Origin of the sequence: Bradyrhizobium paxllaeri (assembly GCF_001693515.2) — a bacterium.
In the GTDB taxonomy this organism is placed as follows: Bacteria; Pseudomonadota; Alphaproteobacteria; order Rhizobiales; family Xanthobacteraceae; genus Bradyrhizobium; species Bradyrhizobium paxllaeri.
Genome location: NZ_CP042968.1, coordinates 7719372 through 7744312, shown reverse-complemented (window position 1 = coordinate 7744312; position 24941 = coordinate 7719372). Strand labels below are relative to the sequence as shown.

Annotated in this window: 24 protein-coding genes, 1 tRNA gene and 1 riboswitch; of the genes, 15 read left to right on the top strand and 10 right to left on the bottom strand. The window is 64.2% G+C overall.

Annotated elements, in window-relative coordinates:
• Positions 1-3: 3 nt before the first annotated feature.
• Together phoU and phoB are read left to right on the top strand one after the other, a co-directional pair.
• Positions 4-720 (top strand): phosphate signaling complex protein PhoU, encoded by a 717-nt coding sequence (phoU, locus tag LMTR21_RS37090; RefSeq protein ID WP_065750750.1) that lies wholly within the window; start codon positions 4-6, stop codon positions 718-720.
• Positions 721-731: 11 nt separating this feature from the next.
• Positions 732-1436 carry a phosphate regulon transcriptional regulator PhoB gene (phoB, locus tag LMTR21_RS37085; RefSeq protein WP_028351834.1) on the top strand — a complete coding sequence of 235 codons (705 nt, stop codon included), beginning with the start codon at positions 732-734 and terminating at the stop codon, positions 1434-1436.
• A gap of 174 nt (positions 1437-1610) precedes the next feature.
• Here phoB and LMTR21_RS37080 read toward each other — a convergent pair whose 3' ends face one another.
• A complete protein-coding gene (locus LMTR21_RS37080) occupies positions 1611-2123 on the bottom strand; it encodes a GcrA family cell cycle regulator (RefSeq protein WP_065750749.1) in 513 nt (170 codons plus the stop codon).
• Between the two features lie 500 nt (positions 2124-2623).
• Between LMTR21_RS37080 and LMTR21_RS37075 the strand changes: the two genes are divergently transcribed.
• From LMTR21_RS37075 to LMTR21_RS37050, 6 genes are all read left to right on the top strand, one after another.
• The gene (locus LMTR21_RS37075) at positions 2624-3832 is read left to right on the top strand and encodes an aspartate aminotransferase family protein (protein WP_065750748.1); all 1209 of its coding nucleotides are present in this window, start codon (positions 2624-2626) and stop codon (positions 3830-3832) included.
• Positions 3832-4758 (top strand): ornithine carbamoyltransferase, encoded by a 927-nt coding sequence (gene argF, locus LMTR21_RS37070; RefSeq protein ID WP_065750747.1) that lies wholly within the window; start codon positions 3832-3834, stop codon positions 4756-4758. The genes LMTR21_RS37075 and argF overlap by 1 nt, the downstream gene beginning before the upstream one ends.
• A gap of 189 nt (positions 4759-4947) precedes the next feature.
• The gene (locus tag LMTR21_RS37065) at positions 4948-5949 is read left to right on the top strand and encodes an Hsp33 family molecular chaperone (RefSeq protein ID WP_065750746.1); all 1002 of its coding nucleotides are present in this window, start codon (positions 4948-4950) and stop codon (positions 5947-5949) included.
• Positions 5950-6033: 84 nt separating this feature from the next.
• Positions 6034-7194 (top strand): IS110 family RNA-guided transposase, encoded by a 1161-nt coding sequence (locus LMTR21_RS37060; protein ID WP_148636046.1) that lies wholly within the window; start codon positions 6034-6036, stop codon positions 7192-7194.
• Positions 7195-7764: 570 nt separating this feature from the next.
• The gene (locus LMTR21_RS37055; protein WP_084030399.1) at positions 7765-8142 is read left to right on the top strand and encodes a hypothetical protein; all 378 of its coding nucleotides are present in this window, start codon (positions 7765-7767) and stop codon (positions 8140-8142) included.
• A gap of 322 nt (positions 8143-8464) precedes the next feature.
• Complete coding sequence (locus LMTR21_RS37050) at positions 8465-9637, top strand: IS110 family RNA-guided transposase (RefSeq protein WP_148636045.1); 1173 nt, start codon at positions 8465-8467, stop codon at positions 9635-9637.
• Positions 9638-10248: 611 nt separating this feature from the next.
• Here the strand turns inward: LMTR21_RS37050 and apaG are convergent.
• Positions 10249-10641 (bottom strand): Co2+/Mg2+ efflux protein ApaG, encoded by a 393-nt coding sequence (apaG, locus tag LMTR21_RS37045; RefSeq protein WP_065756458.1) that lies wholly within the window; start codon positions 10639-10641, stop codon positions 10249-10251.
• Between the two features lie 253 nt (positions 10642-10894).
• On the opposite strand from apaG, the gene LMTR21_RS37040 reads away from it, so the two are divergent.
• Genes LMTR21_RS37040 through LMTR21_RS37030 form a run of 3 tightly spaced genes read left to right on the top strand, consistent with a single transcriptional unit; the run spans position 10895 to position 13963 of the window.
• Positions 10895-12163, top strand: a complete 1269-nt coding sequence (locus LMTR21_RS37040; RefSeq protein ID WP_065756457.1) for an OpgC domain-containing protein — start codon at positions 10895-10897, stop codon at positions 12161-12163.
• On the top strand, positions 12160-12921 hold the full coding sequence (locus LMTR21_RS37035) for an SGNH/GDSL hydrolase family protein (protein WP_065756456.1): 762 nt from the start codon (positions 12160-12162) through the stop codon (positions 12919-12921). Before LMTR21_RS37040 ends, LMTR21_RS37035 begins: the two co-directional genes overlap by 4 nt.
• A 13-nt stretch (positions 12922-12934) precedes the next feature.
• The gene (locus LMTR21_RS37030) at positions 12935-13963 is read left to right on the top strand and encodes an SGNH/GDSL hydrolase family protein (protein ID WP_065756455.1); all 1029 of its coding nucleotides are present in this window, start codon (positions 12935-12937) and stop codon (positions 13961-13963) included.
• 115 nt (positions 13964-14078) lie between these two features.
• Here LMTR21_RS37030 and LMTR21_RS37025 read toward each other — a convergent pair whose 3' ends face one another.
• Positions 14079-15272, bottom strand: a complete 1194-nt coding sequence (locus LMTR21_RS37025; RefSeq protein WP_065756454.1) for an O-succinylhomoserine sulfhydrylase — start codon at positions 15270-15272, stop codon at positions 14079-14081.
• A gap of 70 nt (positions 15273-15342) precedes the next feature.
• Positions 15343-15422: riboswitch (SAM riboswitch) on the bottom strand.
• A gap of 122 nt (positions 15423-15544) precedes the next feature.
• Between LMTR21_RS37025 and LMTR21_RS37020 the strand changes: the two genes are divergently transcribed.
• Positions 15545-16651: a 2'-deoxycytidine 5'-triphosphate deaminase gene (locus LMTR21_RS37020; protein WP_065756460.1), complete on the top strand. Its 1107-nt coding sequence runs from the start codon at positions 15545-15547 to the stop codon at positions 16649-16651.
• Positions 16652-16758: 107 nt separating this feature from the next.
• On the opposite strand, the gene LMTR21_RS37015 is transcribed toward LMTR21_RS37020, so the two are convergent.
• Positions 16759-18093: a PQQ-dependent sugar dehydrogenase gene (locus tag LMTR21_RS37015; protein ID WP_065756453.1), complete on the bottom strand. Its 1335-nt coding sequence runs from the start codon at positions 18091-18093 to the stop codon at positions 16759-16761.
• A 239-nt stretch (positions 18094-18332) separates the two neighbouring features.
• Here LMTR21_RS37015 and LMTR21_RS37010 point away from each other — a divergent pair, with 239 nt between their 5' ends.
• Positions 18333-19772 (top strand): MATE family efflux transporter, encoded by a 1440-nt coding sequence (locus tag LMTR21_RS37010; protein WP_065756452.1) that lies wholly within the window; start codon positions 18333-18335, stop codon positions 19770-19772.
• A gap of 53 nt (positions 19773-19825) precedes the next feature.
• On the opposite strand, the gene LMTR21_RS37005 is transcribed toward LMTR21_RS37010, so the two are convergent.
• From LMTR21_RS37005 to LMTR21_RS36985, 5 genes are all read right to left on the bottom strand, one after another.
• Positions 19826-20284, bottom strand: a complete 459-nt coding sequence (locus LMTR21_RS37005) for a hypothetical protein (RefSeq protein WP_065756451.1) — start codon at positions 20282-20284, stop codon at positions 19826-19828.
• A 116-nt stretch (positions 20285-20400) separates the two neighbouring features.
• Complete coding sequence (locus tag LMTR21_RS37000; protein ID WP_065756450.1) at positions 20401-20802, bottom strand: SRPBCC family protein; 402 nt, start codon at positions 20800-20802, stop codon at positions 20401-20403.
• A gap of 138 nt (positions 20803-20940) precedes the next feature.
• Positions 20941-21300 carry a VOC family protein gene (locus LMTR21_RS36995; RefSeq protein ID WP_065756449.1) on the bottom strand — a complete coding sequence of 120 codons (360 nt, stop codon included), beginning with the start codon at positions 21298-21300 and terminating at the stop codon, positions 20941-20943.
• Positions 21301-21352: 52 nt separating this feature from the next.
• Complete coding sequence (locus tag LMTR21_RS36990) at positions 21353-22192, bottom strand: helix-turn-helix transcriptional regulator (protein ID WP_065756448.1); 840 nt, start codon at positions 22190-22192, stop codon at positions 21353-21355.
• A gap of 9 nt (positions 22193-22201) precedes the next feature.
• On the bottom strand, positions 22202-22780 hold the full coding sequence (locus LMTR21_RS36985) for a methylated-DNA--[protein]-cysteine S-methyltransferase (RefSeq protein ID WP_065756447.1): 579 nt from the start codon (positions 22778-22780) through the stop codon (positions 22202-22204).
• Between the two features lie 143 nt (positions 22781-22923).
• Here LMTR21_RS36985 and LMTR21_RS36980 point away from each other — a divergent pair.
• A tRNA-Gly gene (locus tag LMTR21_RS36980) sits at positions 22924-22997 on the top strand.
• A 28-nt stretch (positions 22998-23025) separates the two neighbouring features.
• Here LMTR21_RS36980 and LMTR21_RS36975 read toward each other — a convergent pair.
• On the bottom strand, positions 23026-24237 hold the full coding sequence (locus tag LMTR21_RS36975) for a hypothetical protein (protein ID WP_148636044.1): 1212 nt from the start codon (positions 24235-24237) through the stop codon (positions 23026-23028).
• Positions 24238-24321: 84 nt separating this feature from the next.
• Between LMTR21_RS36975 and LMTR21_RS36970 the strand changes: the two genes are divergently transcribed.
• Positions 24322-24888 (top strand): hypothetical protein, encoded by a 567-nt coding sequence (locus LMTR21_RS36970; protein WP_065756445.1) that lies wholly within the window; start codon positions 24322-24324, stop codon positions 24886-24888.
• The last annotated feature ends 53 nt before the right edge of the window (positions 24889-24941 follow it).

Genomic DNA, 24941 nt, shown 5'->3' with positions numbered 1-24941 from the left:
CAGATGGCTTCCGAGCACACCGCCAAAGCGTTCGACAGCGATCTTCAGGAGCTGACCCGCCTCGTCGCCGAGATGGGCGGCATGGTCGAACGCATGATCACCGAATCCGTCGACGCGCTGGTCCGCCGGGACGTCTCACTCGGCAAGCGCGTCGTCGCGACCGATGTCGAGATCGACCGCCTGCAGCACCTGATCGAGGAGCGCGCGGTGCTGACCATCGCCCGCCGCCAGCCGATGGCGATCGACTTGCGCGAAATCGTCGGCGCCATGCGCGTCGCCACCGATCTGGAGCGGATCGGCGATCTCGCCAAGAACATGGGCAAGCGGGTCGCGGCGCTGGAGAACGATTTCCAGCCGCTGAAGCTGATGCGCGGCCTGGAGCACATGACCGATCTGGTGCAGTCGCAGGTCAAGTCGGTGCTGGACGCCTATGCGGCGCACGACCTGCCGGCGGCGATGGCGGTGTGGAAGGGCGACGAGGAAGTCGACGCCATCTGCACCTCGCTGTTCCGCGAACTGCTCACCTACATGATGGAAGACCCGCGCAACATCTCGTTCTGCATTCATTTGATGTTCTGCGCCAAGAATATCGAGCGGATCGGCGACCACGCCACCAACATCGCCGAAACCGTGTTCTACATGATCGAGGGCCAGCAGATGCTCGACAAGCGCCCGAAGGGCGACATGACGACGTTTGCCTCCACGGTTCCGAATAGCTGAGGATACCAAGAATGAGCGCACGCATCATGGTGGTCGAGGACGAGGAAGCGCTGACCACGCTGTTGCGCTACAACCTCGACGCCGAAGGCTATGAGGTCGAGACCGTCGGCCGCGGCGACGATGCCGATACGCGGCTGAAGGAGCGCGTGCCCGATCTCGTCGTGCTCGACTGGATGTTGCCGGGCCTCTCCGGCATCGAACTCTGCCGCCGCCTGCGCGCCCGCCCGGAAACCAAGCAACTGCCGATCATCATGCTGACCGCGCGTGGCGAGGAGAGCGAGCGCGTACGCGGGCTTGCGACCGGTGCCGACGATTACATCGTCAAGCCGTTCTCGGTGCCGGAACTTTTGGCGCGGGTGAAGGGCCTGTTGCGGCGGGCAAGCCCGGAGCGGCTCGCTACTGTGCTCACCTATGGCGACATCGAGCTCGACCGCGAGAAGCGCCGCGTCGCGCGCTCCGGCCGCCAGATCGACCTCGGCCCGACCGAGTATCGCCTGCTGGAATTTTTCCTCGAACATCCCGGCCGCGTCTTCAGCCGCGAGCAATTGCTCGACAGCGTCTGGGGCCGCGACATCTACATCGACGAGCGCACCGTCGACGTCCACATCGGCCGCCTGCGCAAGCTGCTCAATCCGGGTCGGGAACAGGATCCCATCCGCACCGTGCGCGGCGCGGGATACGCGCTGGATGATCGCTTCGCGAAGGTGGAGCCGTAAGGCTTCGCTGCCATCTCGGCGCATTCAGCCGTCGTCCCCGCGAACGCGGGGACCCATAACCACTAATCTCGATTGTTGAAATGCGCTGGAGCCCCAGCGAGGCATAACCACAAACACCTGTGGTTATGGGTCCCTGCGTTCGCAGGGACGACGACGTTGAGATAATCGCGCCCCTTACCGCGTCTGCTTCGGCGCCTGCCGCCGCCGATCGGCCGCCGGCTGATACGCCACGCGCGAGTGATGCGCGCAATAGGGCAGGCCGGTGAGCGCCTTGCCGCCGCAGAAGAAGAACTCCGGGCTCGAGGGATCGCCGACCGGCCAGTGGCAGGTCGCCTCGTTCAATTCGAGCAGCGAGAGCCGCTGGCTCATCGGCACCACATTGTCGAAGGCAATCGGATCGGCCTCGATCTCCACCTCGAAAGCGTGCGCCAGCGCGGTGTTGCCGCGCGAAACCGGGCGCGACACCCGCATCATCTGCTGAGCGGCGGGGCGTGCCTTGCGCTGCCGCGGAGCAGCCGAGGAGGGGCTCTTGGCGCGGCCGGACAGGCCGAGCCGGTGTACTTTGCCGATCACGGCGTTTCGCGTCACATTTCCGAGTTCCGCGGCAATCTGGCTCGCCGATAATCCGGCTTCCCAGAGCTTCTTCAGCTGCTCGACGCGATCGTCGGACCAGGTTAAAACCGTCATCGTAATCTTCCCTTCGCATCGCGCCGGCCAATCGAGGGCAGCGCTGGCGATGTCATTCGTCTCAAAAATCCCTGCGGTCAGAATCCCTTAGCCCTCGCCGGGCGCGGAAAGAGCGCCCGAACGTTTACGCCTGCACAAATGGACTCTTAGGGATCAGAACTGCCGCACGAGATGTCGTACCCGACAGCCCAAACGCTACAATATGGCGTGACTCGGGCGCAAGAGTCCGCGCCCCAACGTCCACATGTTCCGACATCTAGGCTTTTCACTGCGTGTTTTACACCACACCGCAATCCTACGGATTTCGGCATCTTGCACTGCAGGAAAGGCCGTTCCATGGCGTGTTGACAGCGCTCCCGGCCTACATAGAATACCTCTCACGTGCCGCCCTTAAGAGGCGGCACGTTTCGTTTTCGCCAGACCGGCTGCTGCCGCGTTCGCGCTACTGCCTGCGTGTCCCCGGCCGGTCAAACCTTCAGTGCAAACCTTTTGTGATTGCCATGACCAATAGCGCCACGTCGCATCTGCTCCCCGTCTTCGCCAGGGTCGATCTCGGCTTCGAAAGCGGCGAGGGCTGCTGGCTGACCGCAACCAATGGCGAGCGCTATCTCGATTTCACCTCGGGCGTCGCGGTGAATGCGCTGGGTCATTGCCATCCGCATCTGATCAAGGCGCTGCAGGAGCAGGCGACCAAGCTCTGGCACATGTCGAACCTGTTCAAGTCGCCCGATGGCGAGAAGCTCGCCGCGCGGCTGTGCGAGCAGAGCTTTGCTGACTTCGTGTTCTTCTGCAATTCCGGCGCGGAGGCGATGGAGGGCGTGATCAAGGTCGTCCGCCGCTATCAATTCTCCAAGGGCCATCCCGAGCGCTATCGCCTCATCACCTTCGAGGGTGCGTTCCACGGCCGCACGCTGGGCACGCTCGCGGCCACCGGCTCCGCCAAATACCTTGAAGGCTTTGGTCCGCCGATGGACGGTTTCGACCAGGTGCCGCACGGCGATCTGGAAGCCGTGAAGAAGGCGATCGGTCCGAACACCGCCGGCGTCCTGATCGAGCCGGTGCAGGGCGAGGGCGGCGTGCGCTCGGCGCCGCAATCCTTCTTCAAGGCCTTGCGCCAGCTCTGCGACGAGAAGGGCCTGTTGCTCGCGTTCGACGAGGTGCAGACCGGCATGGGCCGCACGGGCGATCTCTTTGCCTACAAGCGCGTCGGCGTGACGCCGGATGTGATGTCGCTGGCGAAAGCACTCGGCGGCGGTTTCCCGATCGGCGCGGTGCTGGCGACGGCGGAAGCGGCCAGCGGCATGACGCCGGGCTCGCATGGCTCGACCTTCGGCGGCAATCCGCTGGCGATTTCGGCCGCGAACGCCGTCCTCGACGTGATGCTGAAGCCCGGCTTCTTCGATCACGTGCAGAAAATGTCGCTGCTGTTGAAACAGAAACTCGCTTCCGTGGTCGACCGCTATCCCGCCGTGCTCTCGGAAGTGCGCGGCGAGGGGCTCCTCGTCGGCGTCAAGGCCGTGGTGCCCTCGGGCGATCTGGTCAATGCGCTGCGCGACCAGAAACTGCTGACGGTCGGTGCCGGCGACAATGTGGTGCGCTTCCTCGCGCCCCTGATCGTGACCGAGGCCGAGATCGATCAGTCCGTTCAGATGCTGGAGCGCGCCTGCGCCGCGCTGTCGGCCACGCAGTTGAAGAAGGCGGCAGGCTGATGAGCAAATCCGTCCGTCACTTCCTCGACATCAACGAGCTGCCGCCGAAGGAGCTGCGCAACATGCTGGCGCTCAGCGCCGACATGAAGGCGAAGCTGAAGGCGCACGAGAAGGGCAAGAAGCCGCTCGAAGGCAAGACGCTGGCGATGATCTTCGAACGGCCCTCGACCCGCACGCGGGTGTCGTTCGACGTCGGCATGCGCCAGCTCGGCGGTGAAGCCATCATGCTCACTGGCGCGGAGATGCAGCTCGGCCGCGGCGAGACCATCGCCGATACCGCGCGCGTGCTGTCGCGCTATGTCGATGCGATCATGATCCGCATCCTCAACCACGATGCGCTGCTGGAGCTCGCCGCGCACGCCACCGTGCCCGTGATCAACGGTCTGACGCGGCGCTCGCATCCCTGCCAGGTGATGGCCGACCTGATGACCTTCGAGGAGCATCGCGGCCCGATCGAGGGCAGGACGGTGGCCTGGACCGGCGATGACAATAATGTGCTGGCGTCGTGGGCGCATGCGGCCGAGCGTTTCAAGTTCAAGCTCAATGTCGCGACCCCGCCGCAGCTCGCGCCGAACAAGGCGATGAAGGACTGGATCAAGGCGACGCAGGCGCCGATCGTGCTCGGCACCGACCCTGAAGCCGCCGTGCGCGGCGCCGATTGCGTCGTCACCGACACCTGGGTCTCGATGGGCGACAAGGATGGCGAGCACCGCCACAACGTGCTCAAGCCCTATCAGGTCAACGCGAAACTGATGTCGCTGGCCAGCAAGGACGCGATCTTCATGCACTGCCTGCCCGCGCATCGCGGCGAGGAGGTTACCGATGAAGTGATCGACGGCCCGCAATCGGTCGTATTCGACGAGGCCGAAAACCGCCTGCACGCGCAGAAGGGCATTCTGGCCTGGTGTTTCAACGAAGTGGCGTAATTGTCGTCCCTGCGAACGCAGGGACCCACACCGCGTGATCTCTCGATGAGATGCTGTGGCAGACGCTTTCTGCTGCAATTCAAATCGGTGGTTATGGGCCCCTGCGCCGAGTGCGCGATCGCGCACGGAGGCGGGGACGACAGGAACCACCCCTTTCGCTTTGCTCCTTCCGACCCCAGATAGAGCGCCATGGTCTCAGATTCCCCCGACATCAAAATCACACCCGAGGCGCCCGTTCGCGCGCCTTCATCTGTTCCCGTCGATGACGCGGTGCTGCCGTTCGAGGTCGCCTCGCTCGATCTGCGCGGGCGGCTGACCCGGCTCGGCCCCGCGCTCGACGACATCCTGACCAAGCACGATTATCCCGCGCCGGTCGGGAAATTGCTCGGCGAGGCGATCGTGCTGGCGACGCTGCTCGGCACGGCGTTGAAATTCGAGGGGCGCTTCATCCTGCAGACGCAGACCGATGGCCCGGTATCGTTCCTGATCGTGGATTTCCAGTCGCCGGACCGGCTGCGCGCCTATGCGCGCTATGACGCGCGGCGGCTGAAGGACGGCCAGAGTTCGGGCGCCCTGCTCGGCAAGGGCCATCTCGCCATGACCATCGACCAGGGCGCGGACATGAGCCGCTATCAGGGCCTGGTGGCGCTCGACGGTGGCAGCCTGGAAGACGCCGCGCATGAATATTTCCTGCGCTCCGAGCAGATCCCGACCCGCGTGCGGCTCGCGGTCGGCGAGGAGTGGCGCGGCGGCGACGGCGGCAAGCATCGCTGGCGTGCCGGCGGCATGCTGCTGCAATTCCTGCCGAAGTCGCCCGAGCGGGCGCGGCAGGCCGATCTGCATCCGGGCGATGCGCCTGACGGCACGGTGACGCATAGCGTTGCCGAGGACGATGCCTGGGTCGAGGGCCAGTCGCTGATCGGCACCGTCGAGGATGTCGAACTGATCGATCCCGATCTGTCGGGCGAGCGGCTATTGTATCGCCTGTTTCACGAGCGCGGCGTGCGCGTGTTCACGCCGCTCTCCTTGCGCGCGCAATGCTCCTGCTCGCGCGAGGCGGTCTCGGCGATGCTGAAGAGCTTCGCGCCGAAGGATCGCGCCGAGATGGTCAAGGACGACAAGGTGGTGGTGACCTGCGAGTTCTGCTCCTCGGTCTACCAGTTCACGCCGCATGAAGCGGGCGTGGAGTAGCGGCGTCGTAGATTCCATGAGGCGGTGAGCGTGGCCTTTCCGATAAGGTTTGGGTTTCCACACTCGAACCCCTCGGAGAGTCAGATGCAAGCATCCACCGTAGCCGCGCCCACCGCCGGGCATATTGGCACAATTTTCGTTGCAATCGAACTGAGCCAGCGGAGCTGGCGGGTCGCGCTGCACAGCCCGGACAAGGACAAGATATCGCACCACAAGCTGGAGGGTGGCGATCATGCCGAGCTGTTGGCGTTGGTGGGTCGGGTTCGGGAGCGGGCGGCTCGAACGCTGGGAGGCGTTCCGGCGGTGGCGAGCTGCTACGAGGCGGGCTACGACGGGTTCTGGCTGCACCGGCTGCTGCTGGCGGCCGGCATCACGAACTACGTGTTTGATCCCGCCAGCATTGCGGTGGACCAGCGGGCGCGGCGGGTGAAGACCGACCGGATCGATGGCGAGCGGATGCTGCGCACGCTGATGGCGTATCTGCGCGGCGAGCCGCGGGTGGTGCGGATCGTCCGGGTGCCTGCCGCCGAACAGGAGGACGCGCGCCGCGGCAGCCGCGAACGCGACCGGCTGATCAAGGAGCAAACCGCGCACACCAACCGGATCAAGGCACTGCTGCGCCTGCGGGGCATGGCGGTCGGGAACCCGCGGCGGCGCGACTGGCTGAGCTGGCTGGCGGCGCAGCGGGATTGGCAAGGCCAGGCGGTCCCGCCGCGGATGCTGAGCGAGATCCGACACGAGCACGCGCGGCTGATGCTGGTGCGCGATCGGCTCGATGCGCTCGCGCAGGAGGCGGCCGCAGCGGAGCCAATGCCTGCGGAAGCCGAGATGACCCGGCGCAGCGAACTCCTGCGCCGGCTCAAATGTCTCGGCCCGGCGTTCGCGACGACGCTGACCAGCGAGGTGTTCTACAAGGACTTCCGCAATCGCCGCGAGGTCGGGAGTTATTTCGGACTGACGCCCAGTCCATGGCAGAGCGGCGGCATCGACCGCGACCAGGGCATCAGCAAGGCGGGCAACCCGCGCGCCCGCTGTGCCGCGATCGAACTGGCCTGGCTGTGGCTGCGGCATCAGCCGGACAGCAAGCTGACCCTGGAGTACCGCAAGCGCACGCTCGATGCCGGCAAGCGCATCAAGCGCGTCGCCATCGTCGCCCTGGCGCGCAAGCTGATGGTGGCGCTGTGGCGCTACCTCACGACCGGTCTCGTGCCGGAAGGCGCGGTGCTCAAGGCCGTAAAGATCTAAACACTTTCAACGAACGCGTCAGCGTCGCGGCATCTGCCGCGGTCAGCGCGGGATGGATGGTGACCGTGCCACCCTTGGGCCAGCAAACAGGCTGTTTCGTAGATGGGTCTCATCCTCGTGGCTTCCTCGCCGCATGCATGCGGAATGTGGGTGCGGATCACAGCGGTCCGACCGGATATGAGGTGATGCAGTGAGCAACTGCATAAATCGCCGGAAGCCAGTCCCAGAGCGCACCGACCGCGGCGGCACGCTGCGCTACGCATGGCTCCGCGCGCCGCCGCTCCACCGAACGTAAAAATCACATCCAAGCCCCGCCGGGATGCTTGACTCAAAACGCCTCATATGAGGGTGGGCAAAGGCGCGATAGCGCCGTGCCCACCATCCGTCATCACGCATGCTTCTCGATGGTGGGCACGCTTCGCTTTTCCCACCCTCGATTCCCGCTTGCCAGTGCACCCTGCATGAGAGGCCGGCGTGGAGTAGGGCAACGCCTCTCGACGCCGCGCAATTCTTGCGTGTAAGTTCCCCTGCCGCCGCCAGGCGGCATCGCGGGCAGGGGAAATCAAGAAAATGCGAATTGTACTGACGTGTCTTGGACTGTTGCTGTCGGTCGTCTCCGCGCAGGCGGACAAGGCGGTGGCCTCCGGCAAGCCGCTGATACTCTATGAAGGCTATTCGACCAATCCGGATTGCAGCTCCGCCGGCAACGTAGTGGTGCGTGTCGTGCAGCCGCCGGAACACGGCCGGGTGAGCATCCGTCCAGCCGGTGTTTTCCCGAGATTTCCGGAGGCCAATATCAGAAGCGTCTGCAATCGACGCCGCGTGCCCGGCGTGCTGGCGACCTATGTTTCGCAACGCGGATATCTCGGACCTGATTTCGTGGTGCTGGAAGTCCTGTTTCCGGCGGGAAGCGGCGGTCGTATCAGGTTTCCGATCCGGGTGATGTAGCCGCAGTGATGTAGCGTAGCGTGGGCAAAGGAGCGCTAGCGCCGTGCCCACCATCCATCACCGAGCGTGCTCTTCGTCTGCATCTGCACGCGAGACCGCGGGTGCGGCGCGCACCCGGTCTTCCCTGCGCCCTCTGAATGAGAGGGCGAGAAGTTGATAGCAAGCCTCGGGCAATTCATGTCGCGAGATCGCGAACTTATACTCACTTGTCATCGCCCGGCTTGACCGGGCGACCCAGATGCTATGAGGGGGGTGGCGGCGGGGTCAGCGGCGGCGAGGGTATCGACACCTCGGGCGCCGTGGTCACGCAATGGAGCCCCCCATGTCGCAACCGTTTGACGTCAGCAGGTCCCTCACCGCCTTCGAGCAGGATAACACACTCGTTGCAGTTATCGAGATGAGCCAGTCGAAGTGGCTGGTTGCAGCTATGATCCCCGGCGTCACACGCCGGCCGCTGAAGAAGCTTGATGCAGACGCGAACGCTCTGCTGAAGCTGCTGCAGCGCTGGTGCGAGGAAGCGCACAAGGCGGGACGCGCGGTCAAGCGAATCGTCTGCGCCTATGAGGCCGGACGGGATGGGTTCTGGCTGGCCCGCTGGCTGCAGGCCCGCGCCATCGAAGCTTACGTCATCCATCCTGCGAGCATCGCGGTGTCTCGCGAGCACCGGCGTCCCAAAAGCGATCGGATCGACACGGAACTGCTGATGCGTTCGTTGCTGGGTTGGCTGCGTGGTGAGAAGCGCCATTGTAGCATGGCCACGATCCCGACCATGGCGGAAGAAGACGCTCGACGACCGGGCCGCGAGCGGGAGAGCCTGGTGAGCGAGCAGACGCGGATCGTCAACCGGGTCAAAGCCGTCCTCGCCTTGTTCGGCATCGGCGGGTTCAATCCGAGGCTTCGCAAGGCGGCGCAGCAACTGGAGACACAGCGTACCGCGGAAGGAACGCCGCTGCCGGACAATGCCAGGGCGGAGCTGCGCCGCGATCTGGAGCGGCTATGCCTGCTGCGCGACCAGATCCGCGCCATCGAAAGCGCACGGCTTCAGCGCCTCACCGCTGCGCCGGCCACATCACAAGGACCCCATGCGATGGTTCGTCTGATCGCAAGGGTTCTGGGCATTGCCATCGAGACCGCCGACATGCTGGTGAATGAGATTCTGTCGCGCAATCTGCGCGATCGCAGAGCTGTCGCGCGCTATGCCGGGCTAACCGGCGCGCCGGACGAGAGGGGTCAGCGCCGGCGCGAGAAGGGACTAGCCCGCGCCGGCAACGGCCGGGTTCGCCGGGGGATGATCCAACTGGCCTGGCGCTTTCTGATCTTTCAGAAGGGCAGCCGGCTCGCCAACTGGTTCCGTGAGCGCACCGCCGATGGCCGACGCACCACGCGCAAGACCATGATCGTGGCGCTGGCCCGTAAGCTACTCATCGCCCTGTGGCGGCTTGTGACCACCGGCCAGCTGACGGAGGACATCAAGTTACGACCCGCCGGCACCTGACCGTGCAGCTTCCCTTAACCCCACACCATTGACGGTTTGGCAGCCCGGCGTGCGGTCTGCCAACGGCATCCGAGGTGGCGATGATCCGCAGGAATACATGGCCTTTGCGCCGCGACCCAGAATGGACCCGCCGCCCCGGAGCTCGCCCCGATGCGCATGCATGCATCATGGTTCTGATCCCGATCGATCAACCGAATACAAGTCTGCGACGCGATATCGCGTCCAAGGCGGGCTCGCCTCGGAAGTCGTCCTCATCTCGCCACCGACATCCCCGCGTGCCGACCTCAAGCCTGCCGCCAAGCTTGCGACCGTCAAGGGCTGCGTCGCTACGCGATGGCCTCCGGCCACCCTTGACGGTCGCTGCGCCAAGGCGGACAGCCCGTCTTGAGGTCGGCACGCGGGGATGTCGGCCTCCCTCGGAGATCAACGCAATGACCTAGCAACGACCACTATTGACCAAGCCCCATACAAGTATCCCAGAGGCAGCAGTGAAAGAGCCGAGAAGCCGCGGCGTACTGGATCCCCCGCCTTCGCGGGGGACGACAGTCGGAGCCTTGCGCAGCTACGTGGATGGAGCCTCGGGCTACGAATGGCGACGGAAATCCGTGGCCCTAGTTCAACACCCGCCGGTTATCCGGGCTGTCGAGCGAGAACGTCGGCACGTCGATCTCGAAACGCTCGCCGCTTTCGCTGACCATCTGATAGCGGCCGGACATGAAACCCGAGGCGGTCGGCAGCGGCACGCCGGAGGTATATTCGAAGCGCTCGCCCGGCGCCAAAACAGGCTGCTCGCCGACCACGCCTTCGCCGCGGACTTCCTGCTTGCGGCCGGTGGCGTCGGTGATGATCCAGTGGCGGGTGCGAAGCTGCACGGTCTCGTCGCCGGTATTGGTGATGACGATCGTGTACGACCAGAAATACTGTCCCTTGTCGACCGACGAGCGCCCGGGGAGGAAATTCGGTTCAACGGTGACTTCGATCTGACGGGTAACGGCGCGATACATGCGGGCAAGCTTCCGGAAATCCTGTCGCGCATCATAGCCGGGAATGCCGGAGGAACCAATCTCCGCGCCATCGGGTTGCCGATTGGGGTTGCCGCTTACCTCATCGCGGTTTCAACATAGTTCCATTCTAGAGCGCAACCGCGCGCTGCCCGGCTCCGTATCTCCTGCTTGTTATCTTGTGTGCAAGTGGCGGGCCGATATTATCTTTTCCGGACAGTGCACGCGTAAAGTTCAACTGCCCAAACGGTGCCCGATGTCGTCCATTGCCGATCCAGTTGCCGGAACGCCTCTCAGCGACGCCAAGGCCAGCGATGCCAAGGCTGACGCAAAGGCCGCAGCGGCTGCCGCGCCGGCGATTGCGTTGCCGATGGCCGGCGAGCGCGAATTGCGGCTCGACCTGTTTCGCGGCATGGCGCTGTGGCTGATCTTCATCGACCATCTGCCGACCAACATCCTGACCTGGTTCACGATCCGCAATTACGGATTTTCCGACGCCACCGAAATCTTCATCTTCATCTCGGGCTACACCGCCGCCTTCGTCTATGGCCGGGCGATGCTGGAGGCCGGCTTCGTGGTGGCGACCGCGCGTATCATGCGGCGCGTCTGGCAAATCTACGTCGCCCATGTCTTCCTGTTCACGATCTTCCTCGCCGAAATATCCTACGTCGCCACCCGTTTCGAGAACCCGCTCTACAGCGAGGAAATGGGCATCATGGATTTCCTCAAGCAGCCGGATGTCACCATCGTCCAGGCGCTGCTGTTGAGGTTCAGGCCCGTCAATATGGACGTGCTGCCGCTCTACATCGTCCTGATGCTTTTCCTGCCGATTATCCTGTGGCTCTTGAAGTGGCGGGCCGACATCGGGCTGGCGTTGTCGGTGCTGCTCTACGCGCTGACCTGGCAGTTCGACTGGTACCTGACGGCCTACCCGAGCGGGTTCTGGATCTTCAACCCGTTCGCCTGGCAATTGCTGTTCGTGTTCGGCGCCTGGTGCGCGCTCGGCGGTGCTGCGCGGATGTCGCGGATCCTGTCGTCGCCGGTGACGATGTGGATCTGCATCGTCTATCTCTCGTTTGCGTTTTTCGTCACGCTGACCTGGCACATTCCGCAGCTCAGCTTCCTGATGCCGAAGCGGCTCGAACAGTGGATGTATCCGATCACCAAGACCGATCTGGACGTGCTGCGGTTCGCCCATTTCCTGGCGCTGGCGGCGCTCACCGTGCGCTTCCTGCCAAGGGATTGGTCGGGCCTCAAATCGCGCTGGCTGCGACCATTGATCCTCTGCGGACAGCATTCGCTTGAGATATTCTGCCTGGGCGTTTTCCTGGCCTTTGCGGGGCATTTCGTGCTGGCCGAAGTTGGCGGGGGTGCCTTCATGCACGCCCTGATCAGCTTTGCCGGTATCCTCATCATGTGGGGCGTGGCGTGGGTGATTTCGTGGTACAAACATTCGGCCGACAAGGGAGCGTCGAAAACGAAAAAGCCGGTCATCAATGCCGATCTGGCGGGGGGGAGCGTATGAGGCCCCGCTTCGGAGCTGTGCTGGCCCTGGCGCTGCTCGCGGGTCTGGCAGCCACGGGTTCTGCGCGCGCCGAGGAGGCCGCTCCCCAGACCTGCGAAGTGCCAGGCTATCTTCTCTCCACCGAGGGCACGCTTCCGAAGGTCGCCGAGGCTGTCAAGAACGCCCGGCCGCTGACCGTCCTGGTGGTCGGGAGCCGGTCGTCGACCATCCTGTCCTCCGAGGCCAGTGCCTATCCGGCCAAGCTGCAGGCCGCCCTGAAGGAGAAGCTGCCCTCGATCCCGGTCAACCTCTCCGTAGAACTACAGAGCGGGAAGACGGCTGAGGAGGTCGACACCACCCTCGTTAAGCTGGTGGAAGCAAAAAGGCCTACTTTGGTCATCTGGCAGACCGGAACCGTCGATGCTATGCGCTCCGTCGATCCCGATGATTTCCGCGGTGCTGTCGATGACGGCGTTGCTGCGCTGCAAAATGCGGGAACTGACGTGATTTTGGTCAATCTGCAATACAGCCCGCGAACGGAAACCATGATTTCCGCGCCGCCGTACCTAGATAATATGCGCGTCGTGGCGCAGCAGCACGGGGTTCCGCTGTTCGATCGCTTCGCCATCATGCGTCATTGGAACGACGCCGGAGATTTCGACCTGTTCAGCACGTTTCACGGCACCGACATGGCCAAACGGGTTCATGCCTGCCTCGGCCGCGCATTGTCGAAATTTGTGCTCGATGCGGCCCGCCTCGACCAGGCGCAGCAGAATTAGGGAACTAGCGTTGATGAGTCGTTACTGCCCTTTTCGTTTGTCGATATTGCTGACTGTCTCCGCCGCGGGCCTGGCGTTGCTGCTGCCTGCCTCGGTACTGGCGCTGCATGCGCAGACGGCCCCGCAGCAGGCCGCCCAGCAGGCGGCGCTGTCCGATAGCGCAAAAACCGAAAGCAAGGCTGAAAGGAAGCCGGCCGAGACCACCTCGCCACAGCCCGCGCCGTCGGCTGCCGCCAATCCGGCGGTGCCGAAGGGCGTTACCGGCAAGGCGATCGAGAAGGTGAAGGAAGTCGCCAAATCGGCCAGCGACATTTTCAACCGCGTCCCGTGCCTGCCGCCCAAGGGCGGCTCCAAATCGATGGGCTCGTTGCCGCGCGTCGCGAGCAAACTCGTCGCCGGCCTGCCGGTGGTGATCGTGGCGTTCGGATCGTCGTCGACCCAGGGGTACGGCGCGACCTCGCCGGACTTCAACTATCCCAACCGCCTCGCGGCGCAATTGCGCCGGCAATATCCGACCGCCAGCATCTCCGTCGTCAATGCCGGCAAGGGCGGCGAGGACGCGCCGGAAATGATGAAGCGGCTGGAGACCTCCGTTCTCGATATGCATCCGGATCTGGTGATCTGGCAGGTCGGCACCAACGCGGTGCTGCGGAACCTCGATCCCGCTGAGACGGCAAAACTTGTCGAGGAAGGCATCGGGCGCATTCAGGCCGCGGGCGCCGATGTCGTGCTGATCGATCCGCAATACTCGCCGCGCGTCAACGAGCACGCCGAGAGCGCGGGCAAGATGATGTCGCTGCTCAACAAGGTCGCCGAGCTTCGCAAGGTCGGCGTCTTCCCGCGCTTTGCGGTGATGAAGGACTGGCACGAAAAGCAGGCGATCCCGATCGAGAATTTCGTGATTTCCGACGGCCTGCACATGAGCGACTGGGGCTACGCCTGCTTCGCGCAACTGCTCGGCGACGACATCATCAAGTCGGTCGGCCAGATCAAGCTCGGCGTCGCCGTGCCGGCGGACGTGCGGGCGTATAGGCCGATGTGAACCGGAATTCGTAGGGTGGGCAAACGCGCGTCAGCGCCGTGCCCACCATTCTAACCGAATACGCCGCGTGAGATGGTGGGCACGCTTCGCTTTGCCCACCCTACCGTTCGCAGCTTCACGCCTTCTCCAGCGCCTGCGCAACGTCCTCAATCAGATCGTCGGCATGCTCCAGCCCGGCGGAGAACCGAATAAAGCCCTCGCTGATGCCGAGCTCGGCGCGCGCCTCCGGCGTTAGCCGTTGATGCGTCGTCGTCGCCGGATGGGTGACGAGGCTCTTGGCATCGCCGAGATTGTTGGAGATCTTGGCAAGCTTCAACGCATTGAGGACGCGGAAGGCGGCCGCCTTGCCGCCCTTCACCTCGAAGCCGACCAGCGTCGAGCCGCCGCGCATCTGCTTTTTCACCAGCGCCGCCTGCGGATGGTCGGCGCGGCCGGGATAGATCAGCCGCGAGATCTTCGGATGGCTTGCCAGCACCTCGGCGAGCTTCGCCGCGTTGTCGGTCTGCGCGCGCACCCGCACGCCAAGCGTCTCCAGGCCCTTGAGCAGGACCCACGCGTTGAACGGCGACAGCGACGGCCCGGTCTGGCGCATGAAGTTGTGGAGGTGCTCGGCGATGAAGGCTTCGGACGAGAGAATGATGCCGCCGAGGCAGCGGCCCTGGCCGTCGATATGCTTGGTCGCGGAATAGACCACGACGTCGGCGCCGAGCGACAGCGGGCTCTGCCAGATCGGGGTGGCGAAGACGTTGTCGACGACCAGCCGGGCGTCGCCCTTGTGCGCGATCTCGGCAATCGAGGGAATATCGAGCACGTCGAGCGTCGGATTGGTCGGACTCTCCAGGAAGAAGGTCTTGGTGTTGGGCCGCAAGGCGCGCTGCCATTGGTCGAGATCGAGACCGTCGACCAGCGTCGTTTCGATGCCGTAGCGCGGCAGCAGGTCCTGCACGACGTAAAGGCACGAGCCGAACAGGGCCTTCGAGGCGACCACGTGATCGCCGGCCCTGAGCGGCGCGAGGATCGCGGTCGTCACCGCGGCCATGCCGGTGGCGGTGGAGCGCGCGGCTTCGGCGCCCTCGAGTTCGATCATGCGGCGCTCGAACATCGAGATCGTGGGATTGGAATAGCGCGAATAGATAAAACCGGGATCCTCGCCCTTGAAGCGCGCCTCGCACTGCTCCGCGCTGTCGTAGACATAGCCCTGGGTGAGAAACAGCCCTTCCGACGTCTCGCCGAATTGCGAGCGCAGGGTGCCGCCATGGACGAGGCGGGTTTCGGGACGATAGCGCTTGGTAGAACCAACTTCAGACATGTGACCTCCGCCGTGACCACTGGAAAATGGTCACAAAAAACCGGCCTGGAAAAATTTCCACAGGCCGGGATCACACGTGTCCCCGGCCTGTTTAGCGATTTATTTAACGTGGCTGCAAGCCGGCCGGCTCAAATCACCACGGGATAAGTCATGCTGATATTCGCTTGCGCCCTTTCAGTCAAGGCGGCCATCGGATAACCCCTAAAAGCCCATATTGACGAGGTTTGGATGACATTTGGGCATCCGAAAGGGCCACCTCAGAGGACCGCGCCGTGTCGTTCACGCTACCGCCCGACGCCAACGGGATTCTGCCCGACCGCATGATCGCGGCGATGGCGGATGCGGGCCTGATCCTGCCGGCCTATCCCTTTGTCGAAAGCCAGATCCAGCCGGCCAGCCTGGACCTGCGGCTGGGTGACATCGCCTACCGGGTGCGCGCGAGCTTCCTGCCCGGCCCCGGCGCGACCGTTGCCGAGCGCATCGACGAACTGAAACTGCACGAAATAAATCTCTCCGACGGGGCGGTGCTGGAGACCAATTGCGTCTACATCGTTCCGCTGCTGGAAAGTCTCGCTTTGCCGCCGGAGATCGTGGCTGCCGCCAATCCGAAGAGCTCCACCGGCCGCCTCGACGTGTTCACGCGCGTGATCGCCGACGGCACCCGCCGCTTCGACATGATCGGCGCCGGCTATCACGGCCCGCTCTATGCCGAGATCAGCCCGAAGACGTTTCCGGTGCTGCTGCGCGAGGGCTCGCGGCTCTCGCAGGTACGCTTCCGCACCGGCGACGCCATCCTCAATGCCGACGAGCTCGATGCGCTGCACGACGCCGAACGGCTGGTCGATATCGACGACGCTGATCTGGCCAACGGCGTCGCACTCTCGGTTGATCTTTCCGGCGAGAATTCCGGCGGTTTCGTCGGCTACCGCGCCAAGCGCCATACCGGCGTCGTCGATGTCGACCGTCGCGGCGGCTATGGCGTCGACGAATTCTGGGAGCCGATCCCGGCGCGCCCCGACGGCAGCCTGATCCTCGATCCCGGCGAATTCTACATCCTGGCCTCGAAAGAAGCCGTGCAGGTGCCACCGGACTACGCCGCGGAAATGGTGCCGTTCGATCCGCTGGTCGGCGAATTCCGCGTGCACTATGCGGGATTCTTCGATCCCGGCTTCGGCTATGCCGGTGCCGGCGGGCAAGGCGCCCGCGCCGTGCTCGAAGTGCGCTCGCGCGAGGTGCCGTTCATCCTCGAGCACGGCCAGATCGTCGGTCGCCTGGTCTACGAGAAGATGCTGTCGCGCCCCGACGCCATGTACGGCCAGCGCATCGGCTCGAACTACCAGGCGCAGGGACTGAAGCTGAGCAAGCATTTCCGGGTGTAGCTCGCCGTTCGCCGTCATTGCGAGCGAAGCGAAGCAATCCATCGCGCGGCATACCGGATAGGTGGATTGCTTCGTCGCTTGCGCTCCTCGCAATGACGACGGTAGCCCTACCGCGCCGCCGATTTCGCCGCCGGCGTCACGCGCCACACCGTGTTGCCGACGTCGTCAGCCACCAGCAGCGCGCCCTGCTTGTCGAGCCGCACACCGACCGGGCGGCCCTGCGCTTCGCCGTTGTCGTTGAGGAAGCCGGTCAGCACGTCCTGCGGCCCGCCCGATGGCTTGCCGTCCTTGAACGGCACGAAGATCACCTTGTAGCCGGCGCGAGGCTTGCGATTCCACGAGCCGTGCTGGCCGATGAAGGCGCCGCCTTCCATGTCGGGTGGAAAGAGATTCCCGATGTTGAAGGCGAGCCCGAGCGAGGCCGTATGCGCGCCGAGCGCATAATCAGGCGCCATCGCCTTCTGCACCAGGTCGGGCCGTCGCGGCTCGACGCGCGTATCGACGCGGTCGCCGAAATAGCTGTACGGCCAGCCGTAGAAGGCGCCATCCTTCACCGAGGTCATGTAATCGGGCACCAGATCATTGCCGAGTTCATCGCGCTCGTTGACGACGACCCAGAGCTCGCCCGTCGTCGGATTCCATGCGGGGCCGTTCGGATTGCGCAGGCCTGATGCGAACACGCGCCATTGGCCGCTGGCGCGATCGACTTCCAGCACAGCGGCGCGATCTTTCTCGGCCTCCATGCCGTTTTCGCCGATGTTGCTGTTGGAGCCGACGGTCGCATAAAGCTTGCTTCCATCGGCGCTCGCCGTCAGGTCCTTGGTCCAGTGGTGATTGATCGGGCCGCCGGGCAGGTCCGCCAGCTTGACGCCGGCCGCGCTGATCTTGGTGTCGCCTTCGCGGTACGGGAATTTCATGATCGCATCGGCATTGGCGACGTAGAAATCCTCGCCGACCAGCACCATGCCGAACGGCGAATTCAGATTGCTCAGGAAGACGCTGCGGGTTTCGGCCACGCCGTCACCGTCGGCATCGCGCAACAGCGTGATACGGTTGGCGCTCGGCACGCCCGCGCCCGCCCGGCTCTGCGCCAACCCGTAGATGAAGCCCTTGATGCTGAAGCCGCTCTGTTTCGGCGGCGCGTTGCTCTCGGCGACCAGCACGTCGCCATTCGGCAGCGTGTAGACGGTGCGCGGATGATCGAGCCCGGTAGCAAAGGCGGTGACCGTCATGCCATTGGCCGCGGTCGGCTTGGCGCCGTCCGGCCAGCGGTTGACCGACGCGATATCGACCGTCGGGATCCATGAATGTTCCGGCGGCGGCAAAGTGGGTGAGGGACCATAGCTCTGCGCCACGGTCGCGGTGTCCCTGGGATCGTTGCAGGCAGCCAGCGGCAGCGCCAATGCGCCGACGCATGTTGCCAAAAGGATGTTCTTGCGCATAGCGAGGTTCCAGGGATTGTTGCCTTACCAATGCGGTGCCGGCTCGAACGTTCTCGGAGTCGGCATGAATTCCCTGTGAAGCGGCTGGCCGACGCCGTGGCCCGCGCAGGTGGTGGACGCATGGCCCCCGCCTGCAATCCCGCAGGCCCCCATTGCGCCCCGTGCACGCGGAATCGTTCCCTAGCCATGCTAGGAAAGCGCACGCCGGGGCTACCAAAGACCGCGCGCGGGGAGCAGAAATGTCCGACCTTGGCGTCGCCGAAATTCCCGTGGACGACAAGGAGCGTCCGCTGCCGCCGCCGGAGCCGCGGGCGAAGAACGCGTTGCTCGACGGCCCGATCCTGCGCACGCTGTTGTGGCTCGCCTGGCCGAACGTGATCGCGCTCACCGCGGGCACCTGCGTCGTCATCGCCGAGACCTCCTATATCGGGCGCCTGGGCGTGGAATCGCTGGCGGCGATGGCGCTGGTGTTTCCAACGGTGATCCTGACCATGACGATGTCCGGCGGCGCGATGGGTGGCGGCGTGGCATCCGCGATCGCGCGTGCGCTCGGCGCCGGCGACCGCGACCGCGCCTCCACCCTTGCCTCGCACGCGCTATTGATCGGCCTGTGCTTTGGCCTCGTCTTCATGCTGGGCATGCTGATCTTCGGGCCTGCGCTGCTCGAGCTGCTCGGCGGCCGCGGCAATGTGCTGACGCAGGCGGTCGCCTATACGCAAATCTTCTTCGGCGGCGCCGTGGTACCGTGGCTGATGAACACGATGTCGGGCATCCTGCGCGGCACCGGCAACATGAAGCTGCCGTCGGCCTTGATGCTCTCGTCGGCGGTTTGCCAGATCATTCTGGGCGGCACGCTCGGTTTGGGCCTCGGTCCGATTCCGCAATTCGGCATGCGCGGTGTCGCGGCCGGCTCGCTGATCGCCTACCTCATCAGCATTTCCGTGATGACATGGTATCTGTTCTCGGGCCGCGCGCGCGTCGTTCCGAAGATCCGGGGCCTTCGCATTCGCTGGCCGATGTTCATCGACATTTTGAAGGTCGGCGCCATTGCCTGCTTCTCGCCGCTGCAATCGGTGCTGACCATCAGCATCTTCACCCACATGCTGGCAAGTTTCGGCACCGAAATCCTGGCCGGCTACGGCATAGGCGCGCGGCTCGAATTCATGTTGACGTCGATCGCATTCGCCGTCGGCATTGCCACGGTACCGATGGTCGGCATGGCGGTTGGTGCAGAGCGTATTGCGCGGGCCCGCAGGATCTGCTGGATCGCGGGGGGCGTTGCATTCGTCTCGGTCGGCACGGTTGCAACCTTCATCGCGTCATTCCCCGACATCTGGGTGAATCTGTTCACCGACGATGCGAACGTGCGTGCCGCCAGCCGGCAGTATTTGTCTACGGCGGCGCCGATGTATGCTTTCCTCGGCCTCGCCACGACGTGCTATTTTTCGTCGCAAGGCGCGGCCAAGGTGATCGGTCCGGTGCTCGCGCAAACCGCGCGGCTGCTGTTTATCCTCGCCGGTGGCTGGTGGTTGCTGTCGCACGGCGCCACTGCGCAGAATTTCTTCGTGCTGGCGTCGTCGTCGATGGTGCTGCTCGGCGTGCTCTCATGCGTCAGCGTGATGCTGACCCGCTGGGGGCCGAAGCAGCGTGTGCCCGAGGCGAGGCCGGTGTTGTCGTGACCACTTGTCATTCCGGGTCTGGTCCTTCGGACCATCCCGGAATGACGGAATAATTACCGCCGTCGATGCCGCCGTCCGTGACGGCCGCCGCCGACATTGGTCATGCGCATCAACTGCGGAACCATGCTCATCAGCTCGCTGCCGCCGGCGCCGCCGAGCATGCCCATGAAATCGCCGCCGCCCATGCCGCCGAAATTCATGCCGCCGGTGCCGATGCCGTAACTGTCGGGCATGTAGCCGCCGGCCGGAATGCCGCCGCCCATCATGCCACCCAGGCCTCCGCCGCCGCCTTCCATCATGCGGCTCATCATCGGGCCCATGGTCTGCATCATCGCGGCGAAGCGGCGCTTGCCCATCTTTGCCTTCATCATTTCCAGCATCGGCGCCATCTGCGTCATCATGTCCTGGCCGCCGCCTCCACCGGCGAATTGCGCCTTCGCCGGCGTCGACGTCAGGACAAACAGCAACAGCAGCGTGGCCGCCTGGCAGACTACCTTGTCAGCTCCCGTCATGTTTTGACTCCTCATGCGCCGGCCACCGCGGACGCGGCGCCGTTCGGACGCATGGAGCAAAAGCTAGGAGCGGGCGGTGGGCCGATCTGTGCGGGAGATCACGCTTGCACGAACCTTCAGGCCGCGCTGCGCCCCAGCGCCTTCTGCATGGCGAGCAGGCCCAGATCCATCTGCTCGCCCATATAGGGCGCGAACTCGTTCGGCAGTACGTCGGCGATCCACACGAAGCGGGTGCGGCCGCCGCTTGCGGCAAAGACCTGTGCGGAGGCGCTGTGCTGCCTGATGCGCTCGCTGACGATGGCATAGACCAGCCGCCGCCGCGTCTCGTCGCAGTCGACCAGAATTTCGCGCGCCACCGTGCCGTTCGCGAAGGTGACAATGCGTGCGTCGCCATCGAGTTTGGTGTCGGTCACGAAGCCGGGCACCAGCCGCGTATGCAGCGCACCGAAATCGCGCAGTGCATCCCAGACGTCGTCAGGGTTGGCGTCGATGAGGATCTCTTTGTGGATGGAGGCCATGATGATGAGTCCGTCGTTTGTTAGGGAATCGTAGGGTGGGCAAAGGCGCACTTGCGCCGTGCCCACCATCTCTCCAAGAGCTCAAGTTGTTGTGGTGGGCACGCTTCGCTTTGCCCACCCTACGCACTAGTGGTGGGGCTACGTACAGACAGCCTCGACATTGTTGCCGTCGGGATCGATCAGGAACGCGGCGTAATAGGTCGGGCTGTAATCCGCGCGCGGCCCGGCACTGCCATTGTCGCGGCCGCCGGCCTTCAGCCCTTCGGCATGGAATTTCTCGATCGCGGCATGATCCTTGGCGCGGAACGCGACATGCGCGCCGGTTGCGGCCTTGCCCTTGTGCAGATGCAGCCAGAGCGCGGGTGCGTCCTTCGGGCCAAAGCCCGCGCCGGAATCGTCGCGCGAGCACAGCACGAAGCCGAGCGGCGCCAGCGCTGCGGTATAGAAGCGCACGCTGGCGTCGAGATCGCCGACGCGTAATCCGATGTGGTCGTACATGATATTCTCCAGTCGAAAGTGCCGCGAAAAGCGCGGCCTGGAGAAAGCCTAGCTAGTTGAGGGCCAGCCGTTCTTGGAAAATCTTGCGCTGGCCCCGCGAGGCCTGGCGGAACTTCAGCGGCGAAGCGCCGGCGGCGCGATGGAAGGTGCGCACGAAATTGGAGAGATCGGCAAAGCCGACGTCATAGGCGATGTCGGTGACCGCGCTGTCGTCGTCGGCGAGGCGCCGCGCGGCGTGGCGCAATCGCGAGCGAACCAGATATTGGTGCGGGGTGACGCCGAGCACTTCCGAGAACAGCCGCAGGAAATGAAACGGGCTGATCCCGGCCTGCGCGGCCGCGTCCTCCAGATTGATCTGACGGTGCGAATTGGCGTCGATCCACAGCGCGGTTTCCACTGCGCGGCGACGATCGCGCGCCGCATCGGGACCGGATTTGCGCGGCTTGCCGGACACCACCTCGACAAAGCGGCTCGCCAGCACCTGGCCGATTTCGTCGAGGCCGATGTCGCTGCTGCCATCTGCTGCCGATTGCGCCAGCTCGCCCAGCACCACGAGCTCCGGCAGCGGCGGCGCGGCGCCGATCTGCCACGGCGTCTGGCTGTCGCCGAGCGCGTCCACCAGTTCAGGGCTCAGGAAGAACGAAAGGCATTCGTCGCCGCAGACGTGCTCATGGGTGCAGGTATATTCGTCGCCGGGATGGCCGATCAGTACGGAGCCCGCCACCAGCTCATTGAACTTGCCGCGGCAGTGCAGGCCAAAGCTGCCCTTGCGCACATAGGAAATCGAGTGGCAGCGGTGCTGCTCCGCAAACGGCGTATCGCCGGGCCCCGCAGTGCAGCGAAAGTCCGACACCGAGATGGATTTGCGCTCGATGAGCGTGGTCGCGATCATCCCGCAGATTTAGGGATGCGTGCGGGGCGGCGCAACCGGCAGCAGTACGTCGAAGAGCGTCTTGCTGGCGGTCGGGCTGGCGCCCTCGATCGAAAGCAGCCGCCGCTTGGAAATCGCCCCGCCATGGGCCGAGATCTTGTCGGCGTAATTGCCCGCTTCGAGCACGCGATGGCAGGGCACGATGATCATGAAGGGGTTGCGGCCGATCGCCTGCAACACCGAATGGACCGCGCCGGAGGCGCGAAGGCTGCTAGCTACTTCCGCATAAGTCCGGGTCTCGCCGCGCGGGATCTGGCGTGCATAGGCGTAGACGCGCTGGCTGAAGGCAGGAATGCCGGTCATATCCAGTGTGATGTCGGCAAGATCGCACACCGCCCCGCGCAGCAGCGCGCCGATGCCCTCGATCGCGATCTGCACGTTCGCGGGCGGGGGGAGCTCGCGGGCATCGGGATAAAGCTGGTAGAGCCGCCGCCGCGTATCGATCTCGCGGACTTCGGGGAGCTGCACGCCGATAATGCCCGCCGGGCTCCACGAAATCCCGCAGCGGCCGATCGCCGTGTCAAATATGGTGTACCCACGCCCCGTCATACGCCACCCAGCCCTGACTTGGAATCATAGCATCGGCGCGATGAATCGCATCCGGAATTTTGGCGAAGTTAACAGTAAGGCCGGGCGAACAACGGAACAGCTTGGCGAATGCCGCGCGGTCGGCTAATCATGGGGTACGAGCCGCGGGCGTAGTTCAATGGTAGAACGGCAGCTTCCCAAGCTGCATACGAGGGTTCGATTCCCTTCGCCCGCTCCAATCTCCCGGCTCTCTCATCACGCCGGGTTCAGAAATCATAGATCATCTCGAATTTCGAACCGTTGTCAGCGATCAGGCGTAGCGTATCCTTCAACGCGTCGACGCGCGCCTCGAGGGTAATCCGGTGTCTGTACCCCTCCGGATGGTAAAACAGTTCTCGCCGGTCGATCACCCTGGCCGACGCCGAGATCGGCTCCTCGGCGTTCTTCGATAAATACGCGAGCGCGATCGTTTCGTGTCCCATGATCTCGATGAATGAGACGTTTCTTTCGATCAGCTTCACAAGCGCGGCTTTGAAACCTGCGTATCGTTCGGTCTCGATGAGAAAGCGATTGCCGCTCAATTCCTTCAGGACCTTGATGCCGTCATCGTTCAGAAGCGCGCGATTGGCTGATTGGACGACGCTGAACGTCTGATTGTCTTTTTGCTCCGCGCCGAGGAGCCACAGCTGTGCGTATGAGCCCTTGAGCAGGTACGAGACCGAGAACGCGATTTTCCGCTCGGCATTCCTGACGAACGCTCCGTTGAAGAGCGCAGTTTCGCGCCAGATGCCCGGGAGATCGGCGAAGTAGGGGTAGTGGTACCACGTCGTCTGGTACAGCGTCTTGGCGTAGCTGTTCCAGGATTTTGCAATGAAACCATCGGCCTCGGTGTCGCTCCCGGCGATCGCCTGGGTGATGCGGCCGACCGTGTTCTCGTAGGCGAATTTGACGCCGTACTCGACCGTCAGATTGATGCCGATGACCCAGGAAACAAAATTGTACTGCCAGTTGAATTCCTGACCCTTGCTTTTCTCGAGCGACAGGAAGTAGCAGCTCCAGAAATTCCCGATGGCCGTCGCAAACGGAAAGTCGGTCTGTCGTCCTCCGCTCGCAAGGAAATTGCCAAATTCATTGTAGCTGTAGACCTGGTACCACTCGGCCAGCGTCAGATATGTCTGCTCCTTGCCTCGGCTGAAATAGGCCGGATGCTCTGCCGCGATGCTTTTGCGTTCAGCGGCCGCAAGCCTCGGATGCGCATCGGAGCTTGTTGCAAGCGGGCTCGCGGACAGGGCCGGGTCGCGGTCGCTGTAGAACTTGATGGTCGCGACGATTGCCAGCGAGAGAAGCGCCAGGGCAAGCGCGGCCATGGCCGTGGCGAGGCCGAGAAACAGGCGACGGACTACTCTCATTTGCTGGTCAAACGCGATAAGGTGGGAGGGACGACATTCTGCAGGGGATGAGCAGGATAGCACCAGCAACCCATGGCTGTGGACGGTGCGGTGTCAACCCTTCAAAGGGGAGCCGGAATGGTGCCAGGTTTAGCGATAGGGCGGAGCTGAGCGTTGACCGAAGCGATCACTCCTGCTGACACCTCTCGCAACAATCTGCTGATGGTCGCCGCCGGCGGCATCGTGACCGGCATCCTCACGCCGCTGTCGCCGCTGCTGATCGACAGGATCACCGGACCCAACGGCCAGTTTCGCATTTCATTGGTCGCGGTGCCGTTCGCCGTGCTCGTGTTCGTCCTCGTGCGGCGTTTCAGCGCCAATCGATGGTGGGCGGCGCTGATCGCCGCCGTCGTCACCATCATCGCTTTCGTCTGTGCGGTGGATGCTGCGATCCTCGTCGAGGGGAATACCGGCGATGCCCCGCGGGCCATGCGCTATCTTCTCGCCGGCCTGACCGGTGGTCTGGTCGGCACGGCCATCATGGCGCTCGGCATGGCGCTGTTGCCGGCGGGGCCGCGGCAGCCCGCGGCGTGGTGGCCGATGTTGATCACAGGCGCGCTGGCCGGCACACTGCTCGCGCTCGATGACGCGCTCGGGCTCGGCGACAATGTCTCGCTCCTCTATCCGCTCTGGCAGGCGGCGGTGGCGGTGCGGCTGGCGATGATCTTGCGACGGTACTGACATGCCGGAGCGGCGTGCAGCCCCGTAGTTCTACCGTCCCGCATTAAAGCCTG